The sequence below is a fragment of the Paraburkholderia sp. GW821-FHT02A12 genome (assembly GCF_059422005.1).
Genome location: NZ_JBWKWA010000002.1, coordinates 705,718 through 724,508, shown reverse-complemented (window position 1 = coordinate 724,508; position 18,791 = coordinate 705,718). Strand labels below are relative to the sequence as shown.

Annotated in this window: 20 protein-coding genes and 4 pseudogenes; 11 read left to right on the top strand and 13 right to left on the bottom strand. The window is 61.6% G+C overall.

The window, feature by feature from the left end; genetic code table 11:
* Positions 1 to 7: 7 nt before the first annotated feature.
* The 6 genes and pseudogenes from AC07WT_RS24535 to AC07WT_RS24510 all read right to left on the bottom strand — a co-directional run.
* A pseudogene (locus AC07WT_RS24535) lies at positions 8 to 196 on the bottom strand (AMP-dependent synthetase); the annotation flags it as partial.
* Between the two features lie 32 nt (positions 197 to 228).
* Positions 229 to 1,134 carry an SDR family oxidoreductase gene (locus AC07WT_RS24530; RefSeq protein ID WP_494948931.1) on the bottom strand — a complete coding sequence of 302 codons (906 nt, stop codon included), beginning with the start codon at positions 1,132 to 1,134 and terminating at the stop codon, positions 229 to 231.
* A gap of 160 nt (positions 1,135 to 1,294) precedes the next feature.
* Positions 1,295 to 1,470, bottom strand: a pseudogene (locus AC07WT_RS24525) (ABC transporter substrate-binding protein); the annotation flags it as partial.
* Positions 1,445 to 3,691: a xanthine dehydrogenase family protein molybdopterin-binding subunit gene (locus AC07WT_RS24520; protein ID WP_494948930.1), complete on the bottom strand. Its 2,247-nt coding sequence runs from the start codon at positions 3,689 to 3,691 to the stop codon at positions 1,445 to 1,447. The gene AC07WT_RS24520 and the pseudogene AC07WT_RS24525, both read right to left, overlap by 26 nt.
* 10 nt (positions 3,692 to 3,701) lie before the next feature.
* Positions 3,702 to 4,175: a (2Fe-2S)-binding protein gene (locus tag AC07WT_RS24515; protein WP_492593510.1), complete on the bottom strand. Its 474-nt coding sequence runs from the start codon at positions 4,173 to 4,175 to the stop codon at positions 3,702 to 3,704.
* 57 nt (positions 4,176 to 4,232) lie between these two features.
* Complete coding sequence (locus AC07WT_RS24510; RefSeq protein ID WP_494948929.1) at positions 4,233 to 5,072, bottom strand: SDR family oxidoreductase; 840 nt, start codon at positions 5,070 to 5,072, stop codon at positions 4,233 to 4,235.
* A 103-nt stretch (positions 5,073 to 5,175) separates the two neighbouring features.
* On the opposite strand from AC07WT_RS24510, the gene AC07WT_RS24505 reads away from it, so the two are divergent.
* The 4 genes from AC07WT_RS24505 to AC07WT_RS24490 all read left to right on the top strand — a co-directional run bounded on the left by AC07WT_RS24505 (position 5,176) and on the right by AC07WT_RS24490 (position 8,059).
* Positions 5,176 to 6,117 carry a LysR family transcriptional regulator gene (locus AC07WT_RS24505; protein ID WP_492593512.1) on the top strand — a complete coding sequence of 314 codons (942 nt, stop codon included), beginning with the start codon at positions 5,176 to 5,178 and terminating at the stop codon, positions 6,115 to 6,117.
* A 329-nt stretch (positions 6,118 to 6,446) separates the two neighbouring features.
* Positions 6,447 to 6,764 carry a hypothetical protein gene (locus tag AC07WT_RS24500; RefSeq protein ID WP_494948928.1) on the top strand — a complete coding sequence of 106 codons (318 nt, stop codon included), beginning with the start codon at positions 6,447 to 6,449 and terminating at the stop codon, positions 6,762 to 6,764.
* A 167-nt stretch (positions 6,765 to 6,931) separates the two neighbouring features.
* Positions 6,932 to 7,192: a transcriptional regulator gene (locus tag AC07WT_RS24495; protein WP_494948927.1), complete on the top strand. Its 261-nt coding sequence runs from the start codon at positions 6,932 to 6,934 to the stop codon at positions 7,190 to 7,192.
* Between the two features lie 297 nt (positions 7,193 to 7,489).
* Positions 7,490 to 8,059, top strand: a complete 570-nt coding sequence (locus tag AC07WT_RS24490) for a YdeI/OmpD-associated family protein (RefSeq protein ID WP_492593515.1) — start codon at positions 7,490 to 7,492, stop codon at positions 8,057 to 8,059.
* A 331-nt stretch (positions 8,060 to 8,390) separates the two neighbouring features.
* Here the strand turns inward: AC07WT_RS24490 and AC07WT_RS24485 are convergent, their stop codons facing one another.
* Genes AC07WT_RS24485 through AC07WT_RS24470 form a run of 4 tightly spaced genes read right to left on the bottom strand, consistent with a single transcriptional unit; the run spans position 8,391 to position 10,379 of the window.
* A complete protein-coding gene (locus AC07WT_RS24485) occupies positions 8,391 to 8,669 on the bottom strand; it encodes an aldehyde dehydrogenase family protein (RefSeq protein WP_494951035.1) in 279 nt (92 codons plus the stop codon).
* Between the two features lie 56 nt (positions 8,670 to 8,725).
* Entirely contained in the window at positions 8,726 to 9,139 is a 414-nt protein-coding gene (locus AC07WT_RS24480; protein ID WP_492593516.1) for a DoxX family protein, read from the bottom strand.
* Between the two features lie 37 nt (positions 9,140 to 9,176).
* Positions 9,177 to 10,049, bottom strand: coding sequence for an NmrA family NAD(P)-binding protein (locus AC07WT_RS24475; RefSeq protein ID WP_494948926.1), 873 nt, complete (start codon positions 10,047 to 10,049; stop codon positions 9,177 to 9,179).
* Positions 10,050 to 10,103: 54 nt separating this feature from the next.
* The gene (locus AC07WT_RS24470) at positions 10,104 to 10,379 is read right to left on the bottom strand and encodes a hypothetical protein (RefSeq protein ID WP_494948925.1); all 276 of its coding nucleotides are present in this window, start codon (positions 10,377 to 10,379) and stop codon (positions 10,104 to 10,106) included.
* 112 nt (positions 10,380 to 10,491) lie between these two features.
* Between AC07WT_RS24470 and AC07WT_RS24465 the strand changes: the two genes are divergently transcribed.
* Positions 10,492 to 10,911, top strand: a complete 420-nt coding sequence (locus AC07WT_RS24465; protein WP_492593519.1) for a winged helix-turn-helix transcriptional regulator — start codon at positions 10,492 to 10,494, stop codon at positions 10,909 to 10,911.
* 375 nt (positions 10,912 to 11,286) lie between these two features.
* On the opposite strand, the pseudogene AC07WT_RS24460 reads toward AC07WT_RS24465, so the two are convergent.
* Positions 11,287 to 11,502: pseudogene (locus AC07WT_RS24460) on the bottom strand (tyrosine-type recombinase/integrase); the annotation flags it as partial.
* Positions 11,503 to 11,601: 99 nt separating this feature from the next.
* On the opposite strand from AC07WT_RS24460, the gene AC07WT_RS24455 reads away from it, so the two are divergent.
* Entirely contained in the window at positions 11,602 to 12,099 is a 498-nt protein-coding gene (locus AC07WT_RS24455; RefSeq protein ID WP_492593521.1) for an ester cyclase, read from the top strand.
* Positions 12,100 to 12,447: 348 nt separating this feature from the next.
* Here the strand turns inward: AC07WT_RS24455 and AC07WT_RS24450 are convergent, their stop codons facing one another.
* Together AC07WT_RS24450 and AC07WT_RS24445 are read right to left on the bottom strand one after the other, a co-directional pair.
* Positions 12,448 to 12,930 carry a lipocalin-like domain-containing protein gene (locus AC07WT_RS24450; RefSeq protein WP_492593522.1) on the bottom strand — a complete coding sequence of 161 codons (483 nt, stop codon included), beginning with the start codon at positions 12,928 to 12,930 and terminating at the stop codon, positions 12,448 to 12,450.
* A 415-nt stretch (positions 12,931 to 13,345) separates the two neighbouring features.
* Positions 13,346 to 13,855, bottom strand: a complete 510-nt coding sequence (locus tag AC07WT_RS24445) for a DUF1269 domain-containing protein (protein WP_494948924.1) — start codon at positions 13,853 to 13,855, stop codon at positions 13,346 to 13,348.
* A gap of 130 nt (positions 13,856 to 13,985) precedes the next feature.
* On the opposite strand from AC07WT_RS24445, the pseudogene AC07WT_RS24440 reads away from it, so the two are divergent.
* The 5 genes and pseudogenes from AC07WT_RS24440 to AC07WT_RS24420 all read left to right on the top strand — a co-directional run.
* Positions 13,986 to 14,260, top strand: a pseudogene (locus tag AC07WT_RS24440) (transposase); the annotation flags it as partial.
* A gap of 301 nt (positions 14,261 to 14,561) precedes the next feature.
* The gene (locus tag AC07WT_RS24435; RefSeq protein WP_492593529.1) at positions 14,562 to 15,710 is read left to right on the top strand and encodes a c-type cytochrome; all 1,149 of its coding nucleotides are present in this window, start codon (positions 14,562 to 14,564) and stop codon (positions 15,708 to 15,710) included.
* Positions 15,711 to 15,723: 13 nt separating this feature from the next.
* Positions 15,724 to 17,478, top strand: a complete 1,755-nt coding sequence (gene ctaD, locus AC07WT_RS24430; protein WP_494948923.1) for a cytochrome c oxidase subunit I — start codon at positions 15,724 to 15,726, stop codon at positions 17,476 to 17,478.
* On the top strand, positions 17,475 to 18,086 hold the full coding sequence (locus AC07WT_RS24425) for a cytochrome c oxidase subunit 3 (RefSeq protein ID WP_494948922.1): 612 nt from the start codon (positions 17,475 to 17,477) through the stop codon (positions 18,084 to 18,086). The genes ctaD and AC07WT_RS24425 overlap by 4 nt, the downstream gene beginning before the upstream one ends.
* The gene (locus tag AC07WT_RS24420; protein ID WP_492593532.1) at positions 18,083 to 18,790 is read left to right on the top strand and encodes a heme-copper oxidase subunit III family protein; all 708 of its coding nucleotides are present in this window, start codon (positions 18,083 to 18,085) and stop codon (positions 18,788 to 18,790) included. The genes AC07WT_RS24425 and AC07WT_RS24420 overlap by 4 nt, the downstream gene beginning before the upstream one ends.
* Position 18,791 lies beyond the last annotated feature (1 nt).

The following is an 18,791-nucleotide window of genomic DNA, read 5'->3' as shown; positions in this document are numbered from 1 at the left end:
GGGACCCCGACAGCGATTTCAGCTGATCGAACGAATACTTCGTCGCCTTCCCCTCATGGTCCTCATAAATGAGGGCAAGGCGCCCGCTACCGTCGGCCGACTTGTCGCAGGCGTCCACACCGATGTTGTAGTTTGCAGGGATATTCCACGCAAAGTCCGCTGTAACACTCCTGTACGTCTGTCCTTCTAGCTTCATCTCCGCCCCCAACTATCAAAGTACCTCTGTGCTTAGTCCTGGAGCCCTTTAGGCGGTTCGTAGCGAGGGAACCCGTTATATTCGGTGATTCGCTCAGCGTTGGCGAGCGGCCAGGAATGTCGGGCGTTGGGAACCCCGCCGTCCACGCGGATCACTGTACCGTTAATGAAGGCCGAGGCCTCCGAGAGTAGGAAAACCGCAGCGCTCGCGAGCTCAGATTCGGTACCAAAACGTTGAAGCGGCACTTTATGCTTCAGTTGGCGAAGCAATGCCTGGTATTCTTCGTTATAGCTGTCCATGCCTGCGGAGGCGATCCACCCCGGCGCCACGGCGTTCACCCGAACGCCGGCATGCCCCCATTCACAGGCTGCCGTCTCGGTCAAGTTCCAGACACCCGCCCGTGCGGCGCCCGAATGACCCATCCCGGGCATGCCTCCCCAAATATCCGCGAGCATATTCACGATCGCACCACCGTGACCCGCCATCCATTGGGTAAAGCACTCGCGCGACATGAGGAATGTCCCGTGCAAGTTGTTACGCACTACAGCGTCCCAGCCATTCAGTGAGATTTTTTCCAGCTTTGCTGGGAATTGTCCACCGGCACAATTAAACAGGCCATCGATGTGACCGAAGTCCGCGAGAGCCGCCGCAACCGTCTGTTTCACGCTGGCTTCATCGCGAATATCGCAAGAATATAAGCCGATTCGGTCCGCACTTTCCGGATAGTCCACATTAAGCTCGTCACGAACCGCAGTCAGTTTGTCCGGATTCCGTCCGACCATGATCAGCGTCGCGCCCAGCGAGGTAAGCTCATGCGCCGTGCAGCGACCAAGGCCACTTCCGGCACCGGTTATCATCACAACTTTTCCATCAAACAGGCCCGGTCGAAACACCGACCGGTAGCGGGCACTGACTGGTTCATTTACGCGGTCCTTCATATCGTCTCTCCGAATTGGCGATGCGGGCGCCCGGCCTTTGCTGCCGACTGTTCCGTAAAAAGGAACTCCGTGAATCGGCTGCAGGTTCAATCATGTTGCTCGATCACAGTCCGAGCTTTGCCTGCAAATTAGTACCTTTAAAGACCTGAAATACGAGAAATTAATTGCATAGTTTGCAGCGCGTCTCTGCCTTGGTGGTAAAGGCCTGCTCGCCAGGGATAGTGGCTCGGCAGGCGTTTTAACCCGCATCAGATACATATCGTGAATCATGCTTCCATCTGGGTGGATATCCGCCGCTGACTGCATCGGGTCAGGCCAGGTTGAACGGCAACTGGCGCTGCGGCTTGCCGGTCAGCCGTGCGATGGCGTTGGCAAACGCCGGCGCCAGCGGTGGCAGGCCGGGCTCACCCATGCCGGTGGGTGCATCGGCGCTGGGCACGATGTGGACATCGAACTCCGGTATGTCGGTGATGCGGGCCACGGTGAAGTCGCCGAAGTTGCTCTGCTGCACTTCACCGTCCTTCAATGTGATGGCAGCGCCAGGCAGACACATAGACAGCCCCATGACCGCCGCGCCCTGCACCTGGGCCTCGACACTGCGCGGGTTCACGGCCAGGTTGCAATGCACCCCGCCGGTGACGCGATGCAGCACCGGATGCCCCTCTTGCACCGAGGCCTCCACCACATAGGCCACCACCGAGTCGAAGGACTCGTGCACGGCCACGCCCCAGGCGCGGCCGCTGGGCAACTGCTTCTTGCCATAACCGCTCTTGTCGACCGCCAGTTGCAGCGCGGCACGGTGGCGCGGGTGCTTGTCGCCGAACAGGCGCATGCGGTAAGCCACCGGATCCTGCCTGGTCGCGCGCGCGATATCGTCGAGCAAGGTCTGCATCACGTAGGCGGTGTGGGTGGAACCCACGCTGCGCCACCACAGCACGGGCACGTTGGGCCTGGGATGGTGCACGGTCAAGCGCATCGGCAGCGGGTAAGGACCGCGCATGCCCTCTGTGGCTGTGGCGTCGACGCCGTTCTTCACCTGGAATTGCTCGAATACCGTGCCTGACGTGATGGACTGCCCGACGATGACATGGTCCCAAGCCAGCACGTTGCCGCGCTCGTCGAAGCCGATGCGTGCGCGGTGCAGATGCATCGGGCGATAGTAGCCGCCCTTGATGTCGTCCTCGCGGCTCCAGAGCGTACGCACCGGCACGTTCAGGCCAGCGGCGCGAGCGGCCTTGGCGACTTCGCAGGCCTCGACCACGTAGTCGCTCGTGCCCACGAAACGCCGGCCAAAGCCGCCGCCCGCCATCTGCACGTGCATCTTCACCTGCTCGGGCTTGAGACCCAGCGCGCGCGAGGCCGCGACACCGTCCAGACCTGGACACTGGGTGCCGACCCACAGATCGGCGTGCCCGTCCGATAGATGGACAGTGCAGTTCAGCGGCTCCATCGGCGCGTGGGCCAGGTAGGGGAACACGAACTCGGCTTCCAGCTCGTGCGGGGCAGTGGCCAGCGGTGCCATATCGGCGTCGAACTGGCGTGGGCCGGGGCGAGCGGCCAGCTCGCGGTACTGGGCCAGCAACTGTTCGCTGCTCACCTTCTCCACCGAGGCCGTGTCCCACTGCAGCTTCAGCGCATCGCGTCCCTGCTTCGCCGGCCAATAGCCGTCGGCCAACACGGCCATCCCTTCGCCACCGCGGTCCAGCGGTACGCGCAGCACTGCCTTCACTCCCTTGATGGCGCGCGCGGCGCTGTCGTCCACCGTGGTCAGTCGCGCGCCGAACACGGGCGGATGCGCCACCACGGCAGTGAGCTGGCCGGGCAGGTGTGTATCGATGCCGAAGTCCTGACGTCCGCTGCTCTTGGCACGCGCATCGAGGCGCGTGGTGGGGCGGCCGATGATGCGGAAGTCCTTGGGGTTCTTCAGCGTGACCTTCTCGGGCACGGGCAGCGCCATCGCGGCCTCGGCCAGTTCGCCGTAGGTCAGCTTGCGACCGCCCGGGCCCAGCACCGTCCCGGCTTGCGTGCGCAGCGCGGCAACGTCCACGTTCCAGCTCGCTGCCGCCGCGGACAGCAACATTGCCCGGGCACGCGCGCCAAGCTCGCGGTACTGCGTGAAGCTGTTCTTGACCGAATGGGAACCGCCGGTGAGGTGAATGCCGAAGAGCGGGTCAACGTAAGCAGCGTCGTTCGAACCGTGCTGGCTGCGCACCAGATTCCAGTCCGCGTCGAGTTCCTCGGCCAGGATCATCGGCAACGCAGTCTGCACGCCCTGGCCGAACTCCAGCCGGTTGACCGTCACCGTGACCTCGCCATTCAGGGAGATCTGCACGAAGGCCGATGGCTGTTGCGTTGGCTTCAGGGCGCTGGCCGCCTGTCCGTTGCCGGTGGTTTGGCCAATGGCCCGGTAGGGAAACACGCCAAGCGCCAGTCCGCCGGCACCCGCCAGCTTCAGGAAGCTGCGGCGCGGCAGCGTGGCGGCTTCGTCGGCTTGGCCCCGGGTCAGCAGGCGCTGCAGCGCGCGCGGCATTTCGCTGTAGTCGAAATTGGGCAACATGGCGGTTCCTTCAAGCGAGGGCCCTGGCGGCGTCGGCCACCGCGGCGCGGATGCGGGCGTAGGTGCCACAGCGGCATATGTTGCCGGCCATGGCCGAGTCGATCTCGGCGGCGGTAGGTTGCTTGCCGCGGGGCAGCGACTTCAGGAACGCCGTGGCGCTCATGATCTGGCCGCTTTGGCAGTAGCCGCACTGCGCTACATCGTGCTTGACCCACGCTGCATGCACGGCGGCGCCGACTTTGTCGCTGCCATCGGTGGTGGCTTCGATGGTGGTGATCTGCCTGCCCTCGGCCGCCGAGATCGGCGTAATGCAGGAGCGGATGGCCTGCCCGTCCAGGTGCACCGTGCAGGCGCCGCACAGCGCGGCGCCGCAGCCGAACTTCGTGCCGGTCATGCCCAGCGTGTCGCGCAAGGCCCAAAGAATGGGGGTGTCCGGGGGGACGTCGACCGTGTGCTCACGACCGTTGACGTGGAGCGTGCTCATGATGGGTCAGTCCTTCGCAGGTGAGGTGTGTCGTGGCAAGGGCAACTCGCCTCGCGATCAGAAGCTGCCGTCCGTCGACCTCGAAAGCGCCTCGAAGGCGTGCACTGCCTTCAATCGAGCCTCCACAGCCGGCCCGACCGCCGCCAGTGCATCGCTTCCGGCCACGAACACTCTGGGCGGAGTGTCCATGCCCACAAGCTTTACCAGCACCTGGCCGAGCTTGTCCGGATCGCCTGGTTGCCTGCCGGCGTAGAGAGACCACATCGCCTCGGCGCTGACCTCGGCGGCTGCGTAATCGTCGATCCGTTTGTCCGGCCATTTGGCGTTGGCTGCGTCCAGCAGATCCGTGCGGAAGAATCCAGGCTCGACCACCGTGATCTTGATGCCGAACTTTCCGACCTCCTCGGCCACGGCAAGTGAAAGGCCCTCCACGGCAAACTTGCTCGCGCTATAGGCGCCGCAGTGCATCAGGCCGACAGCGCCTGCCACGGAACTGACGTTGATGATGTTGCCTGAGCGCTGCTTGCGCATGACCGGCAGCGCTGCCCGCATCACGTTGCTCACGCCCCAGAAGTTGGTCGCGAACAGGTGTTGAATGTCTTGCGTTCCCAGTTCCTCGAAATTGCCCAGCAGGCTGTAGCCGGCACAGTTCACGACTACATCGATACGACCGAACTTTTTTTGCGCTTCGTCCACCACGGTCGTTGCCTGGGCCTCGTCGGAGACGTCCAGCCGGAGAACCTCCAGGTTCTCGCCGGCGACGTCGCGCAAGGCATTGCGCACTTTCTCCAGGTTCCTGCCCGTGGCGACGACGCGATCACCGGCCTTCAACGCGGCCCTAGCCGTGCCGGTGCCGATACCGCTGCCTGCACCCGTGATAAACCAGACCTTGCTCATGCTCGAACTCCTTGTTCCTTTTCTATGCCCTTCACTCTAGGCAGATCGATTGAGAAGAAAAATACCCTAGTACTGAATACCGTTTGAAGATATTCTTCAAAGAATGAGACTCAACCAGCTTGATGGACTGCTCGCATTCTGGAAGGTCGCAGAGCACCGCGGGTTCTCTGCCGCCGCGGCAGCGCTCGAGGTCTCGCCTTCTGCGCTCAGCCAGGCGATCCGCCATCTGGAGGCCCGGCTCGGCGTCAGGCTTCTCAACCGGAACACGCGCAGCGTCAGCCTCACTGAAGCCGGACAGGCATACCTGACCCGGATTGGGCCAGCGTTGAGCGACGTGCTAGAAGCCGGAGAGCAGCTTCATGAGCTTCAGGGCCGGCCATCGGGCGTTCTGCGCATCAACGCAGCGCGAATCTCGACCGCCATGGTCCTCCAGCCGCTGTTGGCCGGGTTCCTGAAAGCCTACCCGGACGTCCAGGTCGAGCTGACCAATGATGAGGGCTACGTGGACATCGTCGAAAGAGGGTTCGATGCAGGCGTTCGAATGGGGGAGAGTGTCCAGAAGGACATGGTGGCCCTGCCTCTCGGTGGCCCGGTTGCGGTATCCATCGTTGGATCGCCCGAGTACTTCAAGGAGCATCCCGTTCCACAGCACCCCTCCGATCTGGTACACCACAACTGTGTGCGGTTCAGGTTTTCAGGCAGCGGGGCCATTCACAAGTGGGAACTCGAGGTCGACGGCCGTATCGTCGAGTACGAGATCAGCGGCAATCTCACGATCAGCGACTCATTGTTCTCGGTTGAGGCTGCGCTGGATGGGATTGCACTGGCGTACACGTTCGAGCAGCTCGCGCTTCCTCACATCCGGGCCAGGAAGTTGAAACGCGTCTTGAGCAGCTTCTCACCGACGTTTCCCGGGTTCTACCTGTACTACCCGAGCAGGCGGCAGCAGCCTGCCAAGCTGAAGGCTCTGGTGAACTACGTACTGGCGCATTCCAGTCCCGAGACGATTGGAATGTCAGCGACCGTGCCCGCGACAGACGTGTAGTAGTACGTCCATTTTTTCGGTGACCGAAAGTCTGCGTCGGACCGATAAGTTCCGGACGAAGGTTGGCATCGCGCGACCATTAGACGGTGGAAAAAACCGCCGACTGTACCGACGGCCATTCGAATCAGGATGCAAAATTCGAATGGCCGGTTTGCCCCAATCAATGGTCAACCGTTACACGAACGTGATCGGCCGCTTGTGGCCGTCTGTTGCCTGTCGTTGCCACGGCATCCAATCCCTTTCAAGAGCGGGCACGAGCGGCCTGCTATTACGGCTTTCGTGGTTGCAATGGGGCTACACTGAAAGAGCAATCGAAGCAGGAGAAAGCCATGACAAACTCTGACCCTACAAGCACCTTCCGAGGGCTGCCGCTTACCGCGGAACAGGACGCGGAAGTAAGACACTACATAAAGGTCCGAACGCAGCGTGGCCTGCCGTGGGATACGTCTGAACTGAACGCGATGCTCAAAGACATGCTGCAGCCCCCAGGTGACGGCAACGACGAACTCGATGCCCCGGCAGACGAAACGAAAGCTGCCGCCGAGCGCGCAATGGCGTCGGTTGACGAAGCGATGGAACCCATCGAGGCGAGCGAGGAACGGAATGCGGCCATGGAGTCGGAAAGCATGAAAGGGCCCAAGCGATAGAACGGCAAGCAATTATGACGCTTGCTTCCTGGCAGCACCGATACGGGGGCGATTACGACGCGTACCTCATGGGTAGGGTGCGCAGATTTCCACACTTGAGCGGGTGTCGTCGGTCCTCATAACGATAGGGCTCCACGACGTCTCCGTTGAACACAAGGGGGCCGAACATGCGGCTGATCGAACCGGATGAACACAAAGACTTTCTAGCGACCCTGGAGCGCAGTGGTTTGGCAGAAAGCGATTTCGCTCTTCTGGAAACAGATACGACGGACCCGAAAGGTGACGAGAACCTTGGTCTACAGGGCTACGTCACCATAGCCCGGCTATCGACGCAGGTTACGAAGGAATACGTGATCGGCGACGAAAGCAATTGGCTACAGCATTTCGCGAAAGATCTCGAAGCGGGCGTCTTCAACAGGCCGGAATGAGAATTCGAATGCTATCGAAGTGCAGGTGAAAGATGACCTGGCCACGCGGGTACTCGGACAAAAAGCGGCATATTCAAGCCGCACTCGGCAGAACAGCTTCGTCTCCGGCGCACCGGCTGCGTCTGGCCGGGCTGCGGCCGTCGGCACTGACGGCCCTCGACCCAAGACGGCCGGCCGGCGAGTGGCTACTATGCGTGCGGTCTTCGGCCGAACACCGGACGTTGAGGTCCGTATAAACGCTGCTAGACTGCGGACGAAGCACCCCCGCACAGAACTCCAACCATTCGGCATAGTGACATGACTGAATTCCCTCTAACGTTTATCAGCCAGACCGAATGGGAAGGCTGGTTAGGGCAAAACGGCGGCACTTCGACCGGAGCATGGCTGCGCCTAGCGAAAAAAGGCGCCGAGCAGCCAACCGTAACGTACGAACAGGCGTTGGAAAGCGCCCTCTGCTATGGCTGGATTGATGGTCAAAAACAGGCCGAGAGCGAGAAATACTGGTTGCAACGCTTCACTCCACGCTCCGCAAAAAGCATCTGGTCCAAACTTAACAAAGACAGGGCTGAAGCGCTAATTGCCGCAGGCAGAATGCGCCCACCTGGCATGAGGCAGATCGAGAAAGCTAAGAAGGACGGCCGCTGGGAGGCAGCCTACACGTCGGCCGGTAACTCGATAGTGCCGGGCGACCTACAGGTAGCCTTGGACGCAAATCCGGGAGCCAAGACGTTTTTTTCAACACTGAATAGCCGCAACCGCTATGCCATCCTGTTTCGCGTACAGAATGCCAAAAAGCCAGAAACACGGGCGCGTAAAATCGAGGAGTTCGTCAACATGCTGAACCGTGGCGAAGCCTTCTATCCCTAGATCCTTTCACTTCTGACGGAAATTTTGCCGAATGGACATGTAACCTCTAATGACCGCTTCGGCCGAGCAGTCATCATTCGCGGGTACACGCCCGAGGGGCCGCTCCTGGCCGGTCCCTGCCTGACGACGATCGACAGCACGCGACCCTGAGCGGCCGTTGAGCTTCACGGCGGCTGAACGACGGCTTCTTGCGGTTCAGGGGACATTGGGAGCCAAAAACTTGCGGGGGGAGCCGGGCTACCTCTCCCCCCGCCGGGAACGCGCCAGTACGTTCACGATTGTCCGTGGACGACAATGCGCAGGTCGTGCCTTGCATCAGCGTTGAGCGGATCTACTTCCGGACCAACACGGTTTTCGGATTGGTGAAGAGCTGCCGGCCTTCAAAGCCATGCTCCGTGCCGAGGCCGGATTGCTTGTGGCCTCCGAACGGAATATCGACGCCTTGGGTGTGGATTTCATTCACCCGTACCATGCCCGTCTCCAGACGATTCGCGACAGCAACTGCTGCCTTCGTGCCGCGACCCCACACCGAACCGCACAATCCGAAAGGGCTGTTGTTTGCACGCGCGATCACATCTTCCACATCGTCATAAGCGATGATTGGAACAATGGGACCGGTAATAGCATTTCCGGCAGGCTTTTAAGTTCTTCAGAGCCGCGTAACGTTTAGGCCCGTGCCATGGAACCGGCAGCGAGCCGCTTGCGCCAAGCGATCCAGCCGACAACAATCGACAGTGTCGCCACGACAAGCGGCGCCACCCCATGCCCGTATTCGCCGTGGAGTGCGACGGTCGCGAGCGCAGCCAACATCACGGTGCAGCCGAGCGCCGAGCCCCACAGCCGCGTCCGTGCCCGCGCCAGCAGGACGGCGGTCATGAGTTCCAGCGAACCGGTCACGAAATGGAACCAGTGCGGATATCCCCACTTCAGGTATTCCTCAATGATGGATCGCGGGCCGACGATGTTGCTGAGCGATCCCACGACGAAAAAAGCGGCGAGAACCAAAGGTAATACTTGGCGCCAGGAAATCTTGGAGAGCCGTCCGGTGCCGCCCGTTGCACCCAAAATAAAAACCTTCATGTTAGACCTCGATCTTTCTTGGTGTGAATGCCGCAGTTCATGGCGTAGCGGCCTTGTGGGCCGCCGCAAAGACGTCGCGAGGCGACGTCGTGCCCGCGACATGCTCCGTACCCTCGACGCCGAGGTCCATCCAGCCCGCGTTGACGGCCTCGAACATCGCTTCGGCCGGTCCGGTCTGGCCCTTCGGGATGCCGAACTGTTCGAACGCTGCCGGCCACCCGACCCGCGGGATGGCAAAGGCCTTGACGTCGCGCTGCATGACTTCGCCCAGTTGAGCCGCGACTTCATCCGCGCTGACCATCGAGCCAAGCTCGACGACGCGATGCCCGGACCACGCCGGCCCGGTCAGCAGCGTCGCCACCTCGGCGCCGATATCGTCGGTCGCGACCATGGTCGATTTCCGACTCGTCGGGTTGTAGTAGACGGGGAGCGTGCCGCCCTGGGCAACGTGCAAGCCGTAAAGGAAGTTTTCGAAAAACCCGCCGGCTCGCACATAGGCGGTCGGCAATGTCAGGTGGCGAAATCCTTGCTCCAGAAGCGACAGGGCCGTGATCATCCCCAGCCCGCTGGTTCTGTTCGCCCCCATCGACGAGAGCACAACCACCCGCGGCGGCGCTGCCTTGGTCAGCGCCTCGACATAGTTCGCGATCACGCTCTTTGCTTCTTTGAAATCAGGCGAGGGTGCCCAGACAGCTGGCAGCATGACAAATGCACCTTCGACCCCTTCGAGCGCCCGCTCGACGGCGGCCGCATCATTCCAGTCGCCGTCGACCAGTTCCACACCTTGATCCGCCCAATTCGTCGCCTTCTCGCGATTGCGGACCATTGCGCGTACTTTCTTACCTTGCGCCAACAGATGTTGGGCCGTTGCGCCGCCCACGCGTCCCGTAATTCCCATTACCAAAAACATATGTTTCTCCTGAAATTAGTATTGCCTTTAAACGCCAACTCGCGATCGGGAGATTCATCCAAATACGCTGTTGTTGGAAAGAATGATGTCGCCCAACCCATCGATGGAGATGATCAGCAGGCGCTCGACTCTGGCAAAAGCCGCGGCGAGCGTGGTTGGATCGTTGAAATCTGCTTTAACCTTCGCGGCGAAGCGACTCAATTTCTGCGGGCTACAGCAGGATGCGGTGATATTGGAATCTCCGGCATCCATCAGCAACTTCACAGCACGGCGGCCCAGATGTCCGCCGGAGCCTGGGTATAGAAGGCGGGCGGGAACAGGGTCTGACATGAGAGCTCCTTAAGGAATGGTCTATGTTTGAGGGCAGGTCTATCATAGAGACCTATGCCTCGCGCCGTAAGGAGGCAGTTTTTTGTTACCAGAAGAGTTAAAGGGAACCCGAATGAGCACCGCACAGAATGCGATCGAGAGATTCAGCCGATATCAACGTCAATTGAGCGATGCCCAGTCCGCACACTGCGCGGTTCGCGACGTGCTCGACCGCATCGGCGACAAATGGAGCATGCTCATGATCATGGAACTCGCGACGCGATCGCAGCGCTTCAGCGAGCTTCACCGGGCCATCCCTGACATTTCCAAGCGCATGCTTACTCAGACACTCCGCGATCTGGAGCGCGACGGACTAATCACCCGCCATGTTTTTCCCACCAGGCCGCCGACCGTCGAATATCGTCTGGCCCCGCTAGGCCAATCCCTATTGGACCCGATGGCGGCCCTCATCGATTGGGCCGATCGTCGTTATTCCGACATCCATGCCGCGCGCGTCCGCTTTGACGGCGCACCCGGTGATGTCCCGCGCTAGATGCTCAGCCCGATGTGAGGTGGGGGCGAAAGCCTGAAGCGGGCAGTTCATATGTCCTGGCTTTGCAGATGGCGCGGAAGGACGTATCACGCGTTCCGTGCTCGTCGCCTCCGCTGAAAGAGGACCAACTTACCAATCAAAAAAAGACCGCCGTGAAATCTGAATTTGCTGTTTGGCCAACTTGGGAGGCCCGGGGCAGCATTCAGAATTGTTTTGCGACCGGAACCGCGGCTGTGAACGCGCTACCGGCGTCACGTCGCCCGGTTAATGTCCGTTGTCGACGGATCTGCGGGCGTCCAACCGTCCATGAGCAGTGGTCGACGAAGATCCGATTGTGGCCGGACAGCGACCGATTACCGTCCGGCCGACCGCGGCTCAAACCTCGGTCTGCTCTGCCATCTCGAGCGCATCATCGACCTCGATGCCGAGGTATCGCACCGTACTTTCAAGTTTCGTGTGACCAAGTAGCAGCTGTACCGCTCGCAGGTTTTTCGTGCGGCGGTAAATCAGCGACCCTTTGGTTCGACGCATGGTGTGCGTCCCATATGCCGTATCGTCAAGCCCGATCGACCCTATCCAGCGATGCACCAACGCCGGAGAACGCGGCTCATCTGATGCTGTCGACAATTCTTGACTCTGCGTGAATGGGCGAATACGCTCGTACGCCCTGACTCTTGAAAAGGAGCGCTCATGGACAGGCGAAACATGATGCGCGGCCTGGTGATTTCCGGTGCCGGATTCTCGGTCATGACGCCGTCGCTGGCCGCGCCAGACCTGATGGTAAAGACTCTCGCTGAGCAATTCGCCGGGACTTTGAGCGCGCATGATATCGACGCGTTCGCGGCGCTGTACGCAGACGATTTCGTCAATCACCAGAGAACTGCCGCCTTGCCGCCTCCGCCAGTCGGCACGCGACCAAAGGATGCGGTGGTGGCGTACTTTGCGAGCCGCCTCAAAGGAATGCCCGACCTCGCCGTGTCGATCGAGGTGATGGTGGGCAATGGGGATATGTTCGCGGCCAGCTTCGTCTACGAGGGCACGCATCAGGGCGTGTATTTCGGTATCGCGCCGACCGGCAAGAAATTGCGGTTCACGTCCTGCGACATCTTTCGTGTCGCCGACGGAAAGATCGCGGAGCACTGGGGTATGGGCGACATCGCGGGCACGCTGGCGCAATTGAAATCGTAAGAGACGGCGGCGACGTCAGTTCAGCAGGGGGCTCCACGACGGGTCGCTCGCAGAGGACGGGGTTGGCACAGCGAATTCCTGGCGGCCGAGAATGCCCATCATGTAGATTTGGCGACGTTGATGCCGCAGGTGTTTGCCTGCGGCGTCCGCTTCATATCCACAGGATTCCTCCACGGGATAAGGGCTTGAATAATCCCGCAATGCGAATTCAATCCGAGCCTGGAACCTTTAATTAGCAACACTATCGGCACGGTAAGTGCCCGTCAGCCAGAAAGGGCTGATCGATAAAAACCAGCCCCACTTGCTCGGGGCTGCGGCATGCAACAACGAACGCGCTTCAGCGCAATGCTACTTGACGCGCGCCCAGACTACGTCACTCTGGCCACCGCCGCTCGATGGTGCGTTGACGGTATAGGTCAGTTGATCCCCGGAAACCTTGAACGCCCGCTTGAACGTACTGCCGTCGTAATTCGCGAATGTGCTGACCTCGACGTTGAATGTAATGGTTTTGTCGTTCGCGTCCACCGTGTACTTGCCGAAATGCGCGATGCTGCCGCCTACGATCGCCTTATTTTCCTCTGCGGTCCCTTTGACTCGCGTACCCGCGGCGACTTTCGGCAGCGTCGCGCGTGCGAGGATGATGGAATAGTGGCCGTCCGGTCCCAGGATCAGCTGGCCGCGCGGATTGTCGCCGAACTGCGCGGCCGAGACGAGGGTATAAGTGCCGGCGACGCTCCTGGCGTCCTGCGCGGCAGCGTTCCCGGTAGACAATGCGAATGCCGCGATCAGCAGCAAAGCGGAAACTGCGGAAAGGTTGTTGCTGTTATTCATGGTCATCCTCGCAGGTGTTTTGGCGCCACGGGCTCAGCCCCAAGCGTCCTTAAACAGGATAGGTGAGTTAGAGCAGATTAGAGAAGCCGTGGTCGAATTTTGTCTCGGTGCACCGCATCGAGAAGGCAAGCGGCCGCTCTCTCCTGCTTAATTCCGTACGAATTGTTTTGCAAATCGTGGCACGAACCTATCCGGCTTTCACCCGTACCCACTACTACATCCAGGATGCTGATAGGAACGGCACGAACTACCTGTCTGTCCATGCGGGGGGCGTTCACTATGGGTCTATGCTGACTGTCCGCTCCTGGCCGATCACTGCCTCATGCGTTCGGCACAGATTGGCCGGCCTCTGCCTTTCTGCAATCGGCTGCAGTCGACCCAAAGGGGGCGCCGATGGCCTCGTCTCGACTGTTTCTCAGGGGAAGATCGGTGTCGTGGGCTCCGCGCCTTCGAGATCGGCCGTCGGAAAATGCTGCGCGACCATCTGCTCGATCTCCTGTTCGCGCGATCCAGGCACGTCGGCCATGATCAAGAGCTGGCCGTCACGTATGGCGCCACGAAAGCGCTCGAGTCGTGCATTCGGTTCGTCGACGCCGATCATCGCGGCCGTCCAGGCCCCGAAGCCGGCACCTGCCAACGTCAATGCGACGACGGCTCCGCCCGCAATTGCGAGCTCCGCGGGAGGAAACACCAGTGCCACGAGGCCGAGAAGCGCGCCGGTCGCACCGCCGAGCGCCACGCCGCGTTCGAGCGCGTGCACGACGTCGCTGCTTTGCAGCAAGGATGCCTCGGGTAACTGTTCGAGTGCGACACTGTGATTCGCGAGGACATGGATATGTCGCCATGTGATCCGCGCCCGCAGCAAGTCGTCTACGATCGCCTTCGCCGTCGTCGTGTCAGGTACGAGGAAATAAAGACGTCTCATGTCGGCTCTCCATCAATCAAGCATTCCCCCAACGGGTCGATGCTGTTTATCGTACGCCTGCCGCAGGCAATCAGGGGGCGTAGGTGACCTGCCCTGGAATTTTCGGACCAGCTGAAACTTGAGAGAATGGAAGCACGGGATCAGCGAGCAGACGATCTACAACTGGCGGCAGCATTTCGGCGGTCTGGAGGCTACCGATGTGAAGCGGCTCAAGCAGCTCGAGCAGGAGAATGCGCGGCTGAAGAAGATGCTGGCGGAGCGGGATCTCGAGCTGGACGTGATGAAAGAGATCAACGCAAAAAAGTGGTGAGCGCGCCCGCCCGACGCCAGCAGGTTGCCTGCGCGAAAGCACGGGGCCTGTCGGAGCGACGTGCGTGCACGCTGATGTCGGTCGCGCGGTCAGCGCGCACGTCGCACACGTGAACAGACCCTAAACACCTGGCGCCCTCGGGAGACGGCCGCCTCGGCAACCAATGCTGGAGGCGGCCGTTTTGCATTGCATCGCAGCAAGTGACTCCTCCATTCGCGCGATCCGTATATGGGGCGCGCTTCCCCCTTGCGCTGCCTTGCACGATGCAGAGGAGAGGACTACCTTTGCTCTATAGACGTGCCGGCGCAGACAGTACCGAAGTACGGCAAGGCGGCACAACGACGCCAGGAGCGTTTTGTTAGCGGCTCCAGCGAGTGACACGCAGCGAGGTGGCCTATGTCGCTTGCGATTGCCCTGATCCTGATCATCGCATTGGCGGTGGGGTTTCACTTTGCCAGTCCCTGGTGGATCACGCCGATCGCCTCGAACTGGGTGCGCATGGACGACATGCTGACGATCACGATCGTCATTACCGGCGCGTTTTTCATCGCGATCAACCTGTTCATCGTGATCGCACTGGTGCGCTACCGCCACCGCAGGGGTCATCGCGCTGCTTACGAGCCGCACAACAAGCGGCTGGAATGGTGGCTGATCGGCCTGACCGCTGTCGGCGTGGCAGCGTTGCTGGCACCGGGGCTCTTCGTCTACGCGGACTACATACGGCCGCCGCGCAACGTGCTGCAGATGGAAGTGTTCGCCCAGCAATGGCAATGGCGCTTCCGCTTTGCCGGCCCCGGTGGCAAGCTGGGCACGACGGACGTGCGCTACATCAGCAACGACAACCCCTTCGGCCTGAACCCCGGCGACCCCAACGGCCGTGACAACTACCTGATCGAGACGCCCGAGGTGCACCTGCCGCTCAACCGGCCGATCCTGGTCCTGACACGGTCGCGCGACGTGCTGCACGACTTCTACGTACCGCCGTTCCGTGCGCGCATGAACATAGTGCCCGGCATGGTGACCACCTTCTGGTTCACGCCGACCAAGGCAGGGCGTTACGACATCCTGTGCGCGCAGCTTTGCGGTATCGGGCACGCCAACATGCGCGGCGTGGTGGTGGTGGAAGACGAAGCATCGTTCTCGCGCTGGCTGGCGCAGCAGAGCACGTTCGCGCAGCGGCAGCAGGCCAAGGTGCAGGCCGCACCCGCCGCTGCAGGCGGCAGCGCCCAGGCGCTCGCTGACCAGGGCAAGACGCTCGCAGAGGCCAAGGGCTGCATCGCCTGCCATACCGTGGACGGCAGTCCGCGCGTGGGCCCCACCTGGAAGGGCCTGTACGGCAAGACCGAAACGATGGCCGACGGCAGCACCGCGAAGGTGGACGAAGCCTATCTGCGCGCCTTCATCCGCGACCCGAAGGCCCGCGTCGTGAAGGGCTTCGCACCCATCATGCCGAACTTCGACCTGAGCGAGCAGGAGCTGACCGCGCTGGTGACCTACATCGAATCGCAAGGCGGCCCGGCCGCCAGCAGCGCAGCCCAACCCTAGCGGAGCAGACGCAATGTCCTACGCGCACACCGACCACGTCCCGCAAAGCTTCTGGACCCGCTATGTCTGGAGCCAGGACCACAAGGTCATCGCCGTGCAGTATTCGCTGACGGCCATCGCCATCGGCCTGGTCGGCCTTGTGTTGTCGGACCTGATGCGGTTGCAGCTCGGCTTTCCGGGCAAGTTCAGTTTCATCGACGCCAACCACTACTACCAGTTCGTCACCATGCACGGGATGATCATGGTGATCTACCTGCTGACGGCGCTGTTTCTGGGCGGCTTCGGCAACTACCTGATCCCGCTGATGCTGGGCGCCCGCGACATGGTGTTCCCGTTTCTCAACATGCTGAGCTACTGGGTCTACCTGCTGGCCGTGCTGGTGCTGGTGGCGAGCTTCTTCGTGCCAGGCGGGCCGACCGGCGCGGGCTGGACGCTGTATCCACCCCAGGCCATCCTGCCGGGCACGCCGGGCGTGGAATGGGGCATCGTGTTGATGCTGGTGTCGCTGGCGATCTTCATCGTCGCGACAACGATGGGCGGCTTGAATTACGTCACCACCACGCTGCAGGCGCGCACGCGCGGCATGACGCTCATGCGCATGCCGCTCACGGTGTGGGGCATCTTCATGGCGACCATCATGGCGCTGCTGGCGTTTCCGGCGCTGTTCGTGTCGGCGGTGATGATGCTGCTCGACAGGACACTCGGCACCAGCTTCTTCATACCGGCCGTGGTGTCGATGGGGCAGACGCTCAAGCATGCCGGCGGCAGCCCGCTGCTGTTCCAGCACCTGTTCTGGTTCTTCGGGCATCCGGAGGTCTACATCGTCGCGCTGCCGGCCTTTGGCATCGTGTCGGACCTCATCAGCACGCACGCGCGCAAGAGCATCTTCGGCTACAAGATGATGGTGTGGGCCATCATCATCATCGGTGTGCTGAGCTTCGTGGTCTGGGCGCACCACATGTTCATCGCCGGCATGAATCCGTACTTCGGCTTCTTCTTTGCCACCACCACGCTCATCATCGCCATCCCGACCGCCCTCAAGGTCTACAACTGGGTGCTGACGCTGTGGCGCGGCGATATCCACCTGAGCGTGCCGATGCTGTTTGCCATCGGCTTCATCAGCACCTTCGTCCTGGGTGGGCTGACCGGGCTCTACCTCGGCAACGTGAGCGTGGACATTCCGCTGTCGAACACGTACTTCGTGGTGGCGCACTTCCATATGGTGATGGCCGTGTCGCCGATCCTGGTGGTGTTTGGCGGCATCTACCACTGGTATCCGAAGGTAACGGGCCGCATGCTCAACGACACGCTCGGGCGCGTGCACTTCTGGGTCACCTTCCTCGGCACCTATGCGATCTACTTCCCGATGCACTATCTCGGCATCCTGGGCATGCCGCGGCGGTATTACGCGTATGAGGGCTACAGCTTCATTCCACCTTCGGCGCAGACGCTCAACACGTTCATCACCGTCATTGCGCTGATCGTTGGGGCGGCGCAGTTGCTGTTCTTGTACAACCTGGGGTGGAGCCTGGTGCGCGGCAAGCGTGCCGACAGCAACCCGTGGCGGGCCACCTCGCTGGAATGGCAGACGCCGCAAACGCCGCCAGTGCACGGCAACTGGGGCGCCGCGCCGCCCGTCGTCTACCGCTGGGCGTACGAATACAGCCCGCCGGGGCACGAGGAAGACTTCGTCCCGCAAAACCAGCCGCCTGCGACGGCGCCTGAACCGGCCCACCCGGCACTTCAACCCGGCGAGGCACGCGAATGACCACACTGCCCCGCTCCTTCGTTCCTGACGCGCCACCTGTCTTGCCGAATGCGAGCCGCATCGGCCTGATCGTCTTCATGGCGGTGGCAACGACATTGTTTTCACTGCTGCTGCTCGCCTATGGAATGCGCATGCGCGAGCCCGACTGGCAGCCGATCCCGCATCCGGCGCTGCTGTGGTGGAACACCGGCGCGCTGGTGCTGGCAAGCATTGCCATGCAGCGTGCCCGGCAGATGACCTTACACCGCGCGGCGTGGCTGGTGTCCAGCGGTGTGCTGGCGGCCGTGTTCGTGATCGGACAACTGACCGTCTGGCGCATGCTGTCGGCGGCAGGGCAGACCGTCACCGTCAATCCTTCCAATAGCTTCCTCTACCTGCTCACCGGCCTGCACGGGTTGCATGTGCTGGGCGGGCTGGTGGCCTGGGCGGTGACGATCGCGCGTCTCCAGCGCGGGGACCCCTTCCGAGCCCAGCGCGCCATCGTGCTGTGCGCCATCTACTGGCATTTCCTGCTGGCTGTCTGGCTCGTGCTGCTGGCGGCGATGTGGTGGATCACCCCTGGGTTCGTCGCCGCCATCTGCGGGCCGCTGTATGGAGCCGCGCCATGACCACGCCCACGCTCCCCACCGAATCCGCTGCCACCACGCCCACCGACGCCGGGCCTGACGGCTGGCGCGGCATCGTCACGGACTGGTCGGCCGACCGCCAAGCCTTCAAGGTGCCGTGGGGCAAGGCGATGATGTGGATCTTCCTGCTGTCGGACACCTTCATCTTCAGCAGCTTCCTGATCGGCTACATGACGGTGCGCATGTCGACCACGGTGCCGTGGCCCGACCCTTCCAAGGTGTTCGCGCTCACTGTGGGCGGCGTGGATGTGCCCTTGCTGCTGATCGCCATCATGACGTTCACCCTGATCAGCAGCAGCGGCACCATGGCGATGGCTGTCAACTTTGGCTACCGGCGCAACGCAAAGCGCGCCGCCGCACTGTTGCTGGCGACCGCGCTGCTGGGCGCGACCTTCGTGTCGATGCAGGCCTTCGAATGGACCAAGCTGATCTTCCATGAAGGTATCCGCCCCTGGGGCAACCCGATGGGCGCGGCGCAGTTTGGCGCGTGCTTCTTCATGATCACCGGGTTCCACGGCTTTCACGTGAGCTGCGGTGTGATCTACCTGCTGCTGATCGCACGCAAGATCCTGCAGCCGGGGTTTACCGAGCACGGCAACTTCCAGATCGTGGAGATTGCCGGCTTGTACTGGCACTTCGTCGACCTGGTGTGGGTGTTCATCTTTGCGCTGTTCTATTTGTGGTGAG